This window comes from Bradyrhizobium sp. OK095, assembly GCF_900109945.1.
Classification (GTDB): Bacteria; Pseudomonadota; Alphaproteobacteria; order Rhizobiales; family Xanthobacteraceae; genus Bradyrhizobium.
Window position 1 is genome coordinate 82,506 of sequence record NZ_FOBX01000002.1, and the last position, 14,564, is coordinate 97,069.

General features: G+C 62.3%; 12 protein-coding genes. 5 read left to right on the forward strand and 7 right to left on the reverse strand.

Going from position 1 to position 14,564, the window contains the following annotated elements:
• Window positions 1–581 precede the first annotated feature (581 nt).
• The 4 genes from BMW89_RS05490 to BMW89_RS05505 are packed head-to-tail and all read left to right on the forward strand — an operon-like array spanning window position 582 to window position 5,283.
• On the forward strand, window positions 582–1,730 hold the full coding sequence (locus tag BMW89_RS05490) for an ABC transporter substrate-binding protein (protein WP_092023574.1): 1,149 nt from the start codon (window positions 582–584) through the stop codon (window positions 1,728–1,730).
• A gap of 33 nt (window positions 1,731–1,763) precedes the next feature.
• On the forward strand, window positions 1,764–2,807 hold the full coding sequence (locus BMW89_RS05495) for a branched-chain amino acid ABC transporter permease (protein WP_092023576.1): 1,044 nt from the start codon (window positions 1,764–1,766) through the stop codon (window positions 2,805–2,807).
• On the forward strand, window positions 2,804–4,573 hold the full coding sequence (locus BMW89_RS05500; protein ID WP_092023578.1) for a branched-chain amino acid ABC transporter ATP-binding protein/permease: 1,770 nt from the start codon (window positions 2,804–2,806) through the stop codon (window positions 4,571–4,573). The genes BMW89_RS05495 and BMW89_RS05500 overlap by 4 nt, the downstream gene beginning before the upstream one ends.
• Entirely contained in the window at window positions 4,570–5,283 is a 714-nt protein-coding gene (locus BMW89_RS05505; protein ID WP_092023580.1) for an ABC transporter ATP-binding protein, read from the forward strand. Before BMW89_RS05500 ends, BMW89_RS05505 begins: the two co-directional genes overlap by 4 nt.
• Before the next feature lie 548 nt (window positions 5,284–5,831).
• Here the strand turns inward: BMW89_RS05505 and BMW89_RS05510 are convergent.
• Window positions 5,832–6,749, reverse strand: a complete 918-nt coding sequence (locus BMW89_RS05510; RefSeq protein ID WP_092024639.1) for an NADP-dependent oxidoreductase — start codon at window positions 6,747–6,749, stop codon at window positions 5,832–5,834.
• A 238-nt stretch (window positions 6,750–6,987) separates the two neighbouring features.
• Here BMW89_RS05510 and pdxR point away from each other — a divergent pair, with 238 nt between their 5' ends.
• Window positions 6,988–8,391, forward strand: a complete 1,404-nt coding sequence (gene pdxR / locus BMW89_RS05515) for a MocR-like pyridoxine biosynthesis transcription factor PdxR (protein ID WP_092023582.1) — start codon at window positions 6,988–6,990, stop codon at window positions 8,389–8,391.
• Window positions 8,392–8,677: 286 nt separating this feature from the next.
• Here pdxR and BMW89_RS05520 read toward each other — a convergent pair whose 3' ends face one another.
• From BMW89_RS05520 to BMW89_RS05545, 6 genes are all read right to left on the reverse strand, one after another.
• Window positions 8,678–10,021, reverse strand: coding sequence for a hypothetical protein (locus tag BMW89_RS05520; protein ID WP_092023584.1), 1,344 nt, complete (start codon window positions 10,019–10,021; stop codon window positions 8,678–8,680).
• Between the two features lie 145 nt (window positions 10,022–10,166).
• Window positions 10,167–10,874, reverse strand: a complete 708-nt coding sequence (locus BMW89_RS05525) for a hypothetical protein (protein ID WP_244547534.1) — start codon at window positions 10,872–10,874, stop codon at window positions 10,167–10,169.
• Window positions 10,875–10,885: 11 nt separating this feature from the next.
• Entirely contained in the window at window positions 10,886–11,323 is a 438-nt protein-coding gene (locus BMW89_RS05530; protein WP_092023588.1) for an acyl-CoA thioesterase, read from the reverse strand.
• Window positions 11,323–12,231, reverse strand: a complete 909-nt coding sequence (locus tag BMW89_RS05535; protein WP_092023590.1) for a fumarylacetoacetate hydrolase family protein — start codon at window positions 12,229–12,231, stop codon at window positions 11,323–11,325. Before BMW89_RS05535 ends, BMW89_RS05530 begins: the two co-directional genes overlap by 1 nt.
• Before the next feature lie 42 nt (window positions 12,232–12,273).
• Complete coding sequence (locus tag BMW89_RS05540) at window positions 12,274–13,380, reverse strand: cupin domain-containing protein (protein ID WP_092023592.1); 1,107 nt, start codon at window positions 13,378–13,380, stop codon at window positions 12,274–12,276.
• A gap of 48 nt (window positions 13,381–13,428) precedes the next feature.
• The gene (locus BMW89_RS05545; protein ID WP_092023594.1) at window positions 13,429–14,457 is read right to left on the reverse strand and encodes a carbon-nitrogen hydrolase family protein; all 1,029 of its coding nucleotides are present in this window, start codon (window positions 14,455–14,457) and stop codon (window positions 13,429–13,431) included.
• Window positions 14,458–14,564: the final 107 nt, after the last annotated feature.

Genomic DNA, 14,564 nt, shown 5'->3' on the forward strand with positions numbered 1-14,564 from the left:
TCTCCTCGATCAGTCCATGCGAGGACCGGCCGTCGGCTGCCACGATATATTTCAACCATAAACTAATTGAGCCGTCAAATGTGCGCGGCAGCGCCGGCGAGCGATGCTCTCGCAACGCGGCGCCGACGCCCTTTCAACGGGACAAAGAGACCGAGGAAATGGCGAAGTCTGATGGAATTGTATGCAACAACATTTTTTCTGACGGTGCCGTGACACGTGTTGACGGCCCCGCCAGAAATACTTTAGGCTTTAAGTAATCCTCCACCGGTCGCGGCCGATGGCCAAGACAATGATGTTGCAGGGCACCGATTTTGAGAGACTCAATCGCGTGGACAGTCGTCGGGCTTGAACAGCCCGCAGCAGCATCGCCGGTCGCGCATCGCGACTGCGGCAATCACTTCCCATCACATCGAGAGGCGCCCGCCGGTTTCCGCCGATGGGCCCGCGATCTGAGCGGCACGCGTCGCCATGGTTGCTGACGCCCGGCCGAGCAAACTCTTTTCGGCTGCGCCCGGCGTTTGGCGCTGCAACAATGCTTTCAGTCGGTTTGTCGTACCCAGCATCAACGGAGGAGAACGCATATGCGAAAGACTCTGAGCTTCCTCACACTTGCCGCAGGCGTCCTGGCGGCGCCGGCCGCGCAGGCCGACATCACCATTGGCTTCGTCACCTCGCTCAGCGGCAACGGTTCCTCGATCGGCATTCCCTATGGCCGGGGCCTCAACGCCGCCTATGAATACAAGAAGACGATCAACGGCGAGACCATCCGCCTGATCCAGCTCGACGACGGCTCCGATCCGTCGGCTGCGACCCGCAACGCACGCAAGCTGGTGGAAGAAGAGAAGGTGGACCTGCTGATCGGGACTGCCACCGCACCGTCGACCATCGCCATGGCGGCGGTCGCGAGCGAGTTGAAGGTGCCGATGATCGCGGTGTCGCCGATCGGCAAGCTTCCTGAAACGCCCGAGCAGTGGGTGGTCTCGGTGCCGCAGCCGGCCTCTCTCCTCGTCAAGATCATCGCCGACCGCATGAAGCGCGACGGCATGAAGAACATCGGCTATATCGGCTTCTCCGACGCCTGGGGCGACCTCGTCTATAACGGCGCCAAGGCTGCCGAGACAGCCGGCGACATCAAGATCCAGACCAACGAACGCTACGCCCGCACCGACACCTCGGTGACTGCGCAGATCCTCAAGGTCATGGCCGCCCGTCCCGACGCCGTGCTGGACGGCGGCTCAGGCACGCAAGGCGCGCTGCCGCTGCTCAGCCTCGCCGAGCGCGGCTTCAAGGGAAACACCTACGGCACCGTGGCGCTGGTCAATCCGGACTTCGTCAATGTCGGCGGCAAGGCAGCCGACGGCATTCAGGTTTCTGCCGGCCCGGTGATCGTGGCCGAGCAGCTTCCCGACGAGCACTTCGCCAAGAAGATCGCGCTGGACTTCCGCGCGGTCTACCAGAAGACCCATAACATCCCGACCACCGACGGTTTCTCGGCCTACTCCTTCGACGCCTGGCTGATCTTCGCCAACGCCGCCGAGCGCGCGCTGAAGACCGCAAAGCCCGGCACCGTCGAATTCCGTACGGCGCTCCGCGATGCGATCCTGAGCACCAAGGAGCTGCCGGGCGTGCATGCCGTCTACAATTTCAAGCCGGGCGCCGTGACCGGCGTCGACGAGCGCTCGCTGGTCGTGGTGCGCCTCACCGGCGGCGGCTGGAAGTACGCACCATAAGCGCAGACGATCAGACCGGGGAACGGCGTCTCCATGACGAGCGACATCGCAGCCATTCTTGGGATCGACGGGATCGCCACCGGCGCAGTCTATGCGCTGGTGGCGATCGGAACCGTCCTCATCTTCACGGTGACGCGGGTCATCTTCATTCCCTTCGGTGACATCGCCGCCTTCACCGCGCTGACGCTGGCTGCGCTCGACGCCAAGCGCTTTCCGGGCACCGGGGCGCTCGTCGTGATCCTGGCCTGCCTTGCGACCCTGATCGAGATCATCTCGCTGCTGCGCAATGGCGAGCTTCGCCTGCTGCCGCGCGCGCTTCTCTTCTATCTCGTGCTTCCCCTGGCCGTGGTCGGCGCCGCATGGCTGGCGATGCGTACCGATCCGCCCCTCGCCATCCGGCTCGTGCTGGCCTTGATGCTGATCACGCCGATCGCCCCGCTGCTTGACCGGATCGTGTTCCGCCCGATCGCTGACGGCAGCGTGCTGCTGCTGCTGACCGTCTCCGTCGCATTGCACTACGCGCTGGTCGGCCTCGGCTTGTTGTTCTTCGGACCCGAGGGTGTCCGAACCGAGCCGCTGACCTCGTTCTCGACCGAGTTCGCCGGCGTGCTGATCTCGGGTCAGACCATGCTGATCGTGATCGCGGCGCTCGTCTTCAGCGGTCTGCTCTATCTCTTCTTCGACTTCACGCTGGTCGGCAAATCCCTGCGCGCGACCGCCGTCAACCGCACCGGATCGCGGCTGATGGGCATACGGCCCGCGCGCGCCGGCACCATCGCCTATCTGCTGGGATCGCTGATGGCCGGCGTCTCGGGCATCCTGATCGCGCCGGTCAATACCGTGTTCTACGATTCCGGCTTCCTGATCGGCCTCAAGGCGTTCGTCGGCGCCATCGTCGGCGGCATGACCAGCTATCCTGGAGCGGCGATCGGCGCGGTCGGCGTCGGCATCCTCGAAAGCTTCGCCTCGTTCGAGAGCAGCGCGCTGAAGGACGTCATCGTGTTCTCGCTGCTGATTCCGGTCCTGATCTGGCGGTCCCTCGCCTCGCTGCATTCCGAGGAGGAGATCGAGGAATGACGCGCGTCCATGTTCAGCTTGCGGCGTTGGCCGCGGTGGTGGGCCTTGCGCTGGCGCCCTTCGTGCTCAGCCCGTTCAGCATCACGCTGATGAACTACATCGGCATCTATTCGCTCGTCGCTATTGGCCTTGCGCTCCTCACCGGCGTCGGCGGCATCGTATCGTTCGGACAGGCGGCCTTCGTCGGCATTGCGGCCTATGCGACAGCCTGGGTCTCGGCCCTCAACGGCTATTCGCCGTGGCTGGGCCTCCTGTTCGGCGTGGCGCTGACGTGCAGCGTCGCAGCGATCCTCGGAATCGTCACCCTGCGGCTTCAGGGCCATTTCCTCTCGCTCTCGACGGTCGCCTGGGGTCTCGCCATCGGCTTCCTGTTCGGCAATGTCGAGGGGCTCGGCCGCTTCAACGGGATCTCCTCGATCCCGCCGATCAGCATCGGCTCGTTCGCGCTGGTCTCCAGCGCGCAGATCTATTTCCTGATCTGGGGCATCGTCGCCGCGATCCTGTTCCTCGGCTACAACCTCATGGACTCCAGGCTCGGCCGCGCCATGCGCGCACTGCGCGGCGGCAACACGCTGGTCGAGAGCCTCGGCATCAACGCCTTCCAGATCAAGCTCGTGACCTTCGTGATCGCGGCGTTCCTGGCGTCGCTCTCCGGCTGGCTCTACGCGCATATGAGCCGCTTCATCAGCCCGGGTCCGTTCGATGCCGGCATGGGCATCGAATATCTGATGATGTCGATGGTCGGCGGCGCCGGCAGCCTGCTCGGCGGCGTCGTTGGTGCGGCCATCGTCACCCTGCTCAAGAACAGCGTGCAGGACTATCTGCCGCTGATCGCCAAGGGCGCGTCGGGGCAGCTCGAGATCGTCGCCTTCTCCGCCCTGTTCATCCTGTTCCTGCAATGGGCGCGGCAGGGCATCGTGCCCTTCGTCGCGCGCTATCTGCCGAAAATCCAGCGCGAGCGGCCGCAGCCCGCGCCGCCCCTGCCCCGCCGTGTGCAGCCGACACCCGGCGAGCTGCTTCTGAAAGTCGACGGCGCCGAGCGCCGCTTCGGCGGCCTCATCGCGGTGAACAAGGTCAGCTTCGAAGTGCGGTCGGGCGAGATCCTCGCCGTCATCGGCCCCAACGGCGCCGGCAAGAGCACGATGTTCAACTGCCTGACCGGCGCGTTGCGCGTCAACAAGGGCGAGATCGTCTTTGCGGGACGGCCGATCACCCGCGATGCGCAATCGCGCATCGCCAAAGCCGGAATCGCGCGGACCTTCCAGCATGTGAAGCTCAGGCCGCGCATGAGCCTGCTCGAAAACGTGATGCTCGGCACCTACGCCCGCACCGGCGCGGGCATCTTGGCCGGTGCGTTCCGTCTCAACCAGCGCGAGGAAGCCAGCGCCCGGCACGAGGCGCTGATGCAGCTCGAACGCGTCGGGCTCGGCGACAAGCCGTTCGAGCTCGCCGGCAATCTGCCGCTCGGCAATCAGCGCATTCTCGAGATCGCACGCGCGCTCGCCGCCGACCCGACGCTGCTGGTGCTCGACGAGCCGGCGGCGGGCTTGCGCCGCCAGGAGAAGCTGCGGCTTGCCGAGCTCTTGAGGTCGCTGCGTGCGGACCATCTGACCATCCTGATCGTCGAGCATGACATGGAGTTCGTGATGTCGCTGGTCGACCGCATCGTCGTGCTCGATTTCGGATCAAAGCTCTGCGAGGGCGCCCCAGCTGCGATCCGCAGCGACGAGCGCGTCCAAGAGGCCTATCTCGGAGGCGTCGCGTGAGCGAGATGTTTTCCATGCGAGATGTGACCGTCTGCTACGACAATGTCGAAGCGGTCCGCAACGTGTCGCTGTCGGTCGAAGAAGGCCAGATCGTCACCGTCATCGGCCCGAACGGCGCCGGCAAGACCACGCTGCTGATGGCCGCGATCGGCCTGCTCGCCTCGCGCGGCCGCATGGTGTTTCAGGGCGACGACATCGGAAAGATGTCGGTCGAGGACCGCGTCGAGCGCCGGCTCTGCCTCGTCCCGGAAAAGCGCGAGCTGTTTTCGGACATGTCGGTCGCCGACAATCTCCTGCTCGGCTCCTACAGCCTGCGCGACCGTTCCGGCGTGCAGACAACGCTCGACGAAGTCTATGACCGCTTTCCCCGCCTGAAGGAGCGGCAGCGCCAGGCCGCCGGCACGCTCTCCGGCGGCGAGCGCCAGATGCTGGCGCTCGGGCGTGCGCTGATGGCCAAGCCCAAACTGCTGATGCTGGACGAGCCGAGCCTTGGTCTTGCACCACTGATCGTGCGCGAAATCTTTCGCACCATCGCCTCCCTGCGCGATCTCGGCGTCTCCATCCTGCTGGTCGAGCAGAATGCAAGAGCCGCGCTGGAGACGGCCGATTACGGCTATGTGCTGGAGACCGGCGAGGTCGTGCAGTCAGGTCCAGCCAAGGACCTCATCCACGATCCCCGCCTGATCACCGCCTATCTCGGCGGACACTAGGGCAGGCCCGGATCAGGCTCGGAGAGCCGCGCGACCAGATTATTCGAAAACAACCCCATGCACAGTAGCCGGTGACTGCGATATCAATGGCTTAGTCGACGTCTACGGATTTTACGAAATTCACTTGCGCCGTCGGGCAAAACAGTGGCATGATGCCATCATCGCCGGCGTGCGGGACCCGCAGAGCCCCGGGATGCCCTGGTCCAAGGCGCGTCCTCAAAGATTGATGCCGGCTATCGCCGCCACAGCAAAAGATTGCCAGCTGAGCGATGCGGATGTTTGCGTGGAAGTCAGCCAGTCATAAACGACCTTGGCCAACGCACCGAGAAAAACACCCAAAAGGATCAAGGGTTGCCGCACCCGGCTTTGTCAATTGAGTGCACCGCCACCGTAAACGAGTTGGCCCGCCGCATTCCTGCAAGCCCGGAATGCTGCATACATCATTGGTGTTCACGTTGAGCCAGGAGCGCTTGTGGCTTGCTCTCGTCGGCGCTCGCCAGCCGGCCGACCTGGACGGCGCCGGCCGCGTGCTTCAATGGCGTGCGTTGCTAGGAACGAACGCGGACGATCGTCTTCCCCTTGCGTCGCTCGGTCGAGTTTAAGGCCGCGACAGCATCGTCAAGGGTCGAGATGCTGCCGATGTTCGTCCGCAGTCGTCCGTCCCGCACCCGCTGCACGATCTCACTCAGTTGGGCACGATCGGACTCGACGACGAAGTCGACCGCGCGGCCATTGTCGGGCCGTGCCTCGGCCGGCCCGACTATGGACACCAGCGTTCCTCCGGCTCGAATCAGGCCTGCTGACCGCTTCCCGATGTCGCCGCCGATGCTATCGAGCACCAGATCGATTCCGCCGACGTCTTCCAGGGCCTCGTTGTCGAGGTCAACGAACTCCTTCGCACCGAAGTCGAGCACCGTCTGACGGTCGGCGGCGCGTCCGGTGCCGATGACATAGGCGCCGAACTCTCGTGCGAGCTGCGTTACCATCGAACCGACTGCGCCGGCTGCGCCGTGCACGAGGACGCTCTGCCCCATCTGAAGGCGACCGTGCTGGAACAGTCCCTGCCACGCGGTGAGACCTGAGATTGGCAGACTTGCGCCCACCGTGAAATCGACGTCGCCCGGGAGCGGCGCGAGGTTGCGTGCCTCCATGGCTACATACTCTGCCAGGGTGCCGTCGCGATACCAGTCGGCGAGACCGAACACTCGCTGTCCCAGGGACAGCCCTGTCGTGCCGTAGCCGAGAGCAGTGACCACTCCGGCCAGCTCGTGGCCAGGGATCGACGGTGTTCGATCACTGTCGAGACGATCGGTCCAGGTCGAGGGCCACGCCAGCTCAGTCGGGACGAATCCCGACGCATGAACCTGAACGATGACGTCGTTTATCGGTACCTGCGGCTCGGGACGCTCCACCAGCTTCATCCCAGACGTCCCCGCAGCCTGGTCCGTTACAACGATCGCCTTCATGGGAATTATCTCCTCGGTCATTTGTCTCTTTGGTGGAAGTGTTGCAGGAGGCATGGACGCGCCGGCTATTCACAAACTCCTGTCTCCGTGTCTGCGATTGCGCTGTCTGCATTGACCCGGGTTCCCACCAAGCCAGATGGAACTGGATCGCTCCGGTCGCTGCTGCTGGCCAATAGATGCGCTGCGCCCGATCATAAAACAGCCCCAAGATTGGCAATTTTGGCTGTACCATTGCGGAATGGCTGCGCTCCCCATCCAACTCGATCGCGCCAGAAGGACTCCGCTGGCTGCCCAGATTTATTCGGCGATCCGAGAGGGCATCGAGAACGGACTGCTCGCCTCGGGCGCGCGGTTGCCCTCTTGGCAGGATCTGGCCGCTCAACTCGGCGTCTCCCGCGGCACCGTGCGTGTGGCTTACGAGCGTCTCATCGCGGAGCAATTCGCGATTGGACTCGGGCCGGCAGGAACTCGTGTGGCCGAGCGGCAGTCCGGATCCTCGATACCCGATTTGTCGCCGGAAGCCCCGCCTGTGCCGGACCTCTTCTACGAGTTCGGAAACGCGCCGCTGGTATTTCAGATGGGCGTGCCCGCTCAAGACGCCTTCCCGTTCAAGCTGTGGTCACGCATCCTGACTCGTGAGACCCGGCGAGCTGCGGCGGCGCCGGTGACGTATCCGGATCCGCGTGGCGATCCGGAGTTGCGAAAGGAGGTCGCGGCCTACTTGTGGCTGGCCCGCGGCCTTCGGTGCAATCCCTCTCAAGTGCTCATAACAGCTGGATTCTCCGGCGCGCTCGGTCTGGCAATCCAGGGGCTTCAGCTTGGAAGGATGGGCGCTTGGATTGAGGATCCAGGCTTTCCACTCACTCGCACCGCACTCGGCTTGGCCGGCATGGCCGTGACAGCTGTCCCGGTCGATTCAGAAGGACTAGATGTTGCCGCTGGTGTCCGGAACGCCGCTGGCGCGAAATTAGCAGTTGTGACACCAGGCCAGCAGGCGCCACTCGGGATGACGATGTCGCCGCCGCGGCGGCTTGCACTGCTTGCATGGGCTCGGCGCAACGATAGCTGGATCATCGAAGACGATTACCTGAGCGAACTGCAGCTGAAAGGACGGGCGGCTCCGGCTTTTGCATCTCTCGATCATGGAGGACGGGTGCTGCACATAGGCAGTTTCAGCAAAACGATCAGCCCGGCGCTGCGCCTGGGTTTCGTGGTCGTGCCGCCGGAACTGAGTCGTCGGTTCGCTGAGTTCGCTGCTTCCCTGGCGCCGGCGCCGGCTGCAGGCATGCAGCGCGCTGTGACGGAATTCATGCGGGACGGTCACTATCTTCGCCATCTGCGCCGCATGAAGCGGCTCTACGCCGCTCGACGCGAGGCCCTGCTTCAGTGCTTGGGCGAAATGGCGCCAAACACGATCAAGGTGCAGGCTACCGCTGGTCTCGCAGTGGTGATATTGCTTCCCAACTCTGTGTCAGACGTAGACATCGCTTCACGCGCACGGCAGTTCGGACTCGCGCCGCGCCCGATGTCCACGTGGCACATGCAACCTCCCCAGCAGCAGGGACTATTGCTCTGCGTGACCAACCTCAATGAACGGCGGCTCTCGGCGGACTGTCGTCGGCTATTGGAATTGACGCGATAGACCGCCGGGCATCATGTCCGCGTGGCCCAATTCAGATCTCTGGTGAGGTCTGCTATCGCGACGCTATCGGCGGCACAGCAGACATCATCCCTGATCTGCGATGCCGGGCCGATGCGAGCATGTCCTAGCTAGGCCCCGGGCTGCACCACCCGCGGAATTGCGAATTACGGTCACAGTGCACTAAATCATCACCGTCAGACAGCGCTGGCTTCGACCCGCGCTTGCCGGGCTCGAAACGGAGCGGGTCAATTGAGTGCAGTCCAGCACTGTCACCGCAATCTGAATACTAAAGAAGGGACAAACGGTTCGGCGTCAACGCTCCCACTAAGTAAGCGCCAAGTGGCTCACCTCTTGGATAACCTCGGTGCTTTGCCATAGCGAGAAAATTCCACCAGGTCGGCAGTGCAATGACGACCGTGGCAGCAACAATATTTGTGGCGAGCAGCATACGAGGCATATCCCTTGCTAGGAATATTGCCCATATCATTACCCCGCCGAGAAACAGCAAATTGAACGCGGCGCCCGCCCAAAACCCTGGTACAGCAAAACGCTCCATGGCGTGAACATCAGTCGGGCGTTCGTGACTAAGGTTTTCGCCTCGAGCGGAAAGGAAATCATATGTATAGAGTAAGACCCTATTGAGTGAGCAGATATACAGTAACGGATTAAAGCAGATCACAAATCGGCTGTAGTCCTTTTCTTTATCGAGAAAATACAAGGCGTGTACGCGCCGTTCAAATTCTTTATCTAGCCAGCCGGGAAGACGCTGGTCGAGTTCGACCCTAGGATCGATGGCCTCCTCACTCTTTTGGGAGGTGGGTGAAAGTTCGGCTGCATTTTTGCCGCCACTACCAGAGGGGCGCTCCTTTGACGGCCGCCGCATGCTAGCGAACGTGTTCGGGCTGTTATCGTAGAGCCACTCGGAAAGACTGAGCAACCAACCGAGCCCACTCTTTTCTGCGCTTTTTCGTGAGTGCAAGAGGACACCGAGGAATTTGTCGGCGCGCCATTGATGATAGATGATCAAGGCAAGAATCCGCTGCCTTAAAGTATCATATTCCATGTTGGTTTTAAGCACCGAGAGGAATTTACCGCCATAAAGGGCGAACAGGGCAATAGGCAAATACCGCGCGAGGGTGGGCGCATCCAGGACGATTCCATCAAGCCGATTGCCGACAAGTGGGAGATCTAAACCTTTGGGGATACCTATCGAGCCTTTGCTCCAAAAGAGCCAGAGCGCCAAAACGGTGAGGTAGAATATCGAACTTTGATATGAAAAAAGAGATCTAGGGAATTTCAGCTTCGTTATCTGCTCGGTTGCGCGGTCCAAGTGCAACCGAAGCGACTCGGCCAAATCTTCTTCTTTCGCAAGCGCGAGAGAAAGGCCGAGACTGACTTTTGGCCGAGGCCTATATTCGATCGAATCAAAGATGCCACTGATCTCTTTGAACTCTTGGTTTACGGCGAGCTCCTTGGCCCATGCCTTTGCTTCATCGACTGATTTGAGGCCACCGGCAATATAGGTCTCGGTCTCCGGTTCTAAATCCGAAAGAAGATAGATTCCATATCGGTAGTTGTTGAGGAGAGTTTCCGATATCACCGGCCGCTCATGGGATCCTTGGCGGTTCATATGCGGGATTCCTAGAATGTCATTGGTTGACAGTCCATGTTCCCTTGAAACTTACCATTGTTTCTTGAGGTGATCGTGAACTGGATCACAAAAGGCGTCCTTTCGCCGCGTAAACGATGAGCTCAAAGGCGATCATCAATTTTGCTCACACCCTCGGCTTTCCAGAGCCGGGCTTCACCACCCGCGTCAGCATCGGAAAATGCCTGTTGCTGCCTGCAAACGGCGGAAACTTCACGAAGTCCGCGCGCATGCGCGTGATCACGTCGGAGCCGAGTGCGTGCGCGAGGGCTTGCGGGCTGTCGAACACCAGCTTGTTGCGCTGCATGTGCTCGACGCGGCTCGACGGCAGCCGGTCGATCCAGTCGATGCGGGTGTAGATCTCGATTCCGCGGACGTTCGGGAAGGTCCGCATGATCGACGGATGATGCTCCAGATAATGCAGATTCCAGGCGTTCATGTCCTCGGCCGGACCGGGATAGTGCACGAGGTAGCTGCACGGAGTTGTCGTTCCTGCCGGATGTTCGGCGACATCGACGGGAAATGCGCGTGTCAGCATCACCTGGTGGGTGACGTCGAGGCCAGTGAGGCCGGAGTGTCCGGCACCAGCCGCGAGGCTGGCAAGGATGCCGCGGCGGTCCATCGCCGCCTCGCACGCGAGCAGGTCGGGAAATCGCAGTTGAAGCGCGAACACGGGGCCGGCGCCATCGGCCTTGTAGGGATGGTCGACCGACTGTTCGAGCGGCGTGAACAGCAAGCCCTCGGTCATGGCAGGGATCGATCCGACCAGTTCGGCTACGGCGTCAACCTCGTCGGGACGAATGCGCCGTTCGCCTGTGGAGTCAGAGAATGTCATGAAGAGCGAGATCATGCTGAGGTTGCCTCGGTGCCCTCGCCCACGCTCAGATGCGCCATCAGTGCGGCTCTAACGTCATCGGGCCAGGGGATCGCATGATGATCCACCAGCGATGTCGCCGCAAGGATCTGGCGCGCGCGCCAGCGCGGGCCATTCGCACCCGAGATGACATGCTCCAGATGAAGCGACGATCCGCCGACCCGGACGACGCGCAAGCTGAACGTCAGAAGATCGCCGAACATCGACGGCCGCGCAAAATCACAAGCCAGATGCACCGTCGGCGTCCCGATCTTCCGGACCGTGATCAGCTCCGGCCAGGGAAAGCCGATTCCCGCCCAGAACTCCTCGACGACACCGTTGAGGATGTTCAGGTAGGACGGGAAGTACGCGATCCCGGAAGGGTCGCAATCCCCGAAGCGCAATTCGCGATCGAACGAGAACGATTTCATCAGATCGCGACAACGGGATGCCGGATGACACCGACACCATCGACGCCGGCCTCCAAGACGTCGCCTGGCCACAGCCATTCCTGCGGGCTCCTCCCCGCGCCGACGCCTTCGGGCGTGCCTGTCGCGATGATGTCCCCGGGCTCGAGCGTCATGCCCGACGAGATGTCGGCAATCAGGACCGGGATATCGAAGATCATATATTTGGTGTTGGAGTCCTGCTTCATGACTCCATTTTTCGTCAGCCACAGCCTGAGGTCATGCGGATCGGGAATCTCGTCCGCGGTCACGATGCAGGGGCCGAACGGCGCGTAGGTGTCCATGCCCTTGGAGAAGATCCACTGGCCAGCGCGGCGATTGTCGCGCGCGGAGATGTCGATCATCACCGAATAGCCGAAGACATGGTCCATGGCCTTCTCGACCGGAATGCGCGTCGCAGTTTTGCCGATGATGACGGCGAGCTCGACCTCCCAGTCGAGCTGCTGCGTCATTTTCGCGTTGTGGTGAATTGCAGCACCCGGACCGATCACCGACGTCGGCGGCTTCGAGAACACCACCGGCTGCTTCGGCAGATCCTTGCTGGTATCCAGGCTCATGGCGGATTCGGCGACATGCTCACGGTAGTTCAGCCCGATGCCAAAAATGTTCTTGCGCGGGCGCGGGATCGGCGCTTGCAGCTTGACGTCCTCGACCGGAACGGCGGAGCCGGTCGGCAGGCGGCCGTTGACGCTCTCAAGGCAGTCTCGCAGCGCCGGCAGCAAGGTCACGCTGTTGTCGATGAACGACAGCATGTCGCTCGGCCAGGCGAGGCCACGCGACGCCCCGAGCCGCTCGATATCGACGACCAATCCGCTGACGAGAACTCCGACGCGGGCACCGCTGGAGCCCAAGGTGTAGGTGACAAGACGCATGGCAGCTCTATCCGGCTCTTTCGATTGAGTTCTGTGAAGATGTCAGGCGGCCACCGGCTGGTGGCCCGCATTGTCGCCATAGGCCTCCTCCCGGTAGAAGCCGAGGCCTTCGATAACGGGCAGATCGTTGAAGCAGAACAGGCAGGCATCCTCGCTCTGGGACGTATTGCCGTGCTCATGCCAGGCCCAGGACGGCACGCAGAAAATGTCGCGCTCCTCCCAATCCAGACGCTTGCCCGCGATGATAGAGTAACCGCTGCCCTTGGCGGCTTGATAGAGGAAGCTGCCGGTGTGGCGGTGCGCCTTGGTCCTCTCGCCCGGCCGCAACAACTGCATGCTGGCGCCAATCGTCTGCATCACATGTCCGCCCGTGACCGGATTGACGTAGTTCATCAGAATGCCGTCGTAGGGCGAGCCGTCGGTCGCGGCGGCATATTTCTGCAGGGACTCGTAGGTCGGCTCCCACTCATATTTGAACATGGGCGAATAGCCTTTCGACCATGTCGAACCGGCCGGCCGCAGACCGGGATTGCCCCAGGTTTTGGTCGTGCCATCCACGGGGTAGCCGGAGGCCTCCTGCTGGATCTTCGGATGGACCGCGAAGAAATTGGCCTCCAGCGCATTGACCAGCGGGATGTCGAGCCCGTCCTGCCAGATGCAGACGGAGCCGTTCGCATCGACGCCGTGCTCGTGCCAGGTGCCGTTCGGCGTCAGCACGAAATCGCGCGCACGAAGCGTCATGCTGTGACCGTCGACGATGGTGTAGGCGCCCGCGCCTTCCATGATGAAGCGAAGCGCCGAGGCCGAGTGCGCGTGCGCGGTGGCGACTTCGCCGGGATGCATCACCTGGAGGCCCGAATAGAGCCAGCCCACCGCGGCCGAGACGTCGCGGCGACCGGGATTGTTCAAATAGATCACCCGCCGTCCCGCCTTCTCCGGCGACACCAGCTCGACCGAGCGCAGCACATGCTCGCGCAGATCCTTGTAGCGCCAGAGCACGGGAACGGATGCCGATTGCGGCGCCCACGGCTCGATCTTGTTGGCGACCGTCCAGAGCGCGCCGGCTTCGTATTTTTCCAGGTCCTTGTAATAGGCCTTGAGCTCGGGGGTGTCCTCGACATTGGCCCGGCCGATCACGTTCTCACGCATGCTAACCTCCTGTCTCGTGGCGTTGCCATCTCGACGCGCCCGAAGCTCTCATTCCGACCTGAGTGGTATCGAGGCGAACCCGCCCTGCTCCGCGGCCTCACCATTCATGCGTTCACCGTCCGCGAGGCCGAGCGGCGCCTGCGGCCGTCGATTGACCCGCAAATCGAAAATGTCGAACCGGTTGTAGTGTCCGACGATGTCATGCATCTGCTTCGGCTGGATGCAGCGATCGAGGTCGATGTCGGCGTAGACGATGCCTTCATCGTCGATCAACGAATCTCCGACCACGCGGCCATCAGGACCGATGATGCCCGAGAACGCACTCGACTTGCGCTGCAAGCGCGCCCGCGCATCGGGAACGATTGTCTCCATCGCCGCGATGATCTCTTCCGAGACCGTCGAACAGGAGACGATCGTAAAAATCTTGCCTTCGAAGGAATGCGCAATCGCGCGCAGCTTGATTGCCTCCGCCATGTCGTAGTCGGGGGGCGCGACGGGAAGCGAGATGTAGCTTGCGACATGCACGAGCTCACCCTGGCCGAGCAGCGCAAAACGCGCGAGCGTGTTGGTGTTTTCGCCGCACGCGAGCGCGCCGAGAGGTCCGATCTCGGTATCATAGACGCGCAGGCTCGATCCGTCACCGCCGGTCCAGGTCAGCTTCTCCGCCCAGGTCGGCACCAGCTTGCGATGCTTGCCGAGCAGCGCGCCGTCCGGGCCGATGAAGACCAGCGTGTTGTAGATCGTGCCCAGCGACACCGGGCTGCGCTCGTTGACGCCGAGCACCACGTAGCATTCGGTATCGCGCGCGGCCTTCCTGACGACATCGATCTCCGGGCCCGGCACCAGCACCGACGCCTTGGCGAGCTTTTCGAACCACGCGCTGCCCGTGACAGGATCGGTGATCCAGTTCCAGTAGGGATAGCCGGGAACGAACACCTCGGGGAACGCAACGAGCTTGGCGCCGTTGGCGGCGGCCTCACGGACCAGTGAAGCCGCCTTGTCGGCGGTTGCGCTCGGGTTGAGATAGACGGGTGAGGCCTGGACGGCGGCAGCTCTAAAGCGCGGCAGCTTCAGCATGGGCCCTACCCTGTCGCTGGCTCATGATCCGCTTTCAGAGCAGAGCTCCGTGGGCGTGATAGCATGGCGCGGCGTTGACTTACTTTACATGTAAACGTATGCTAACG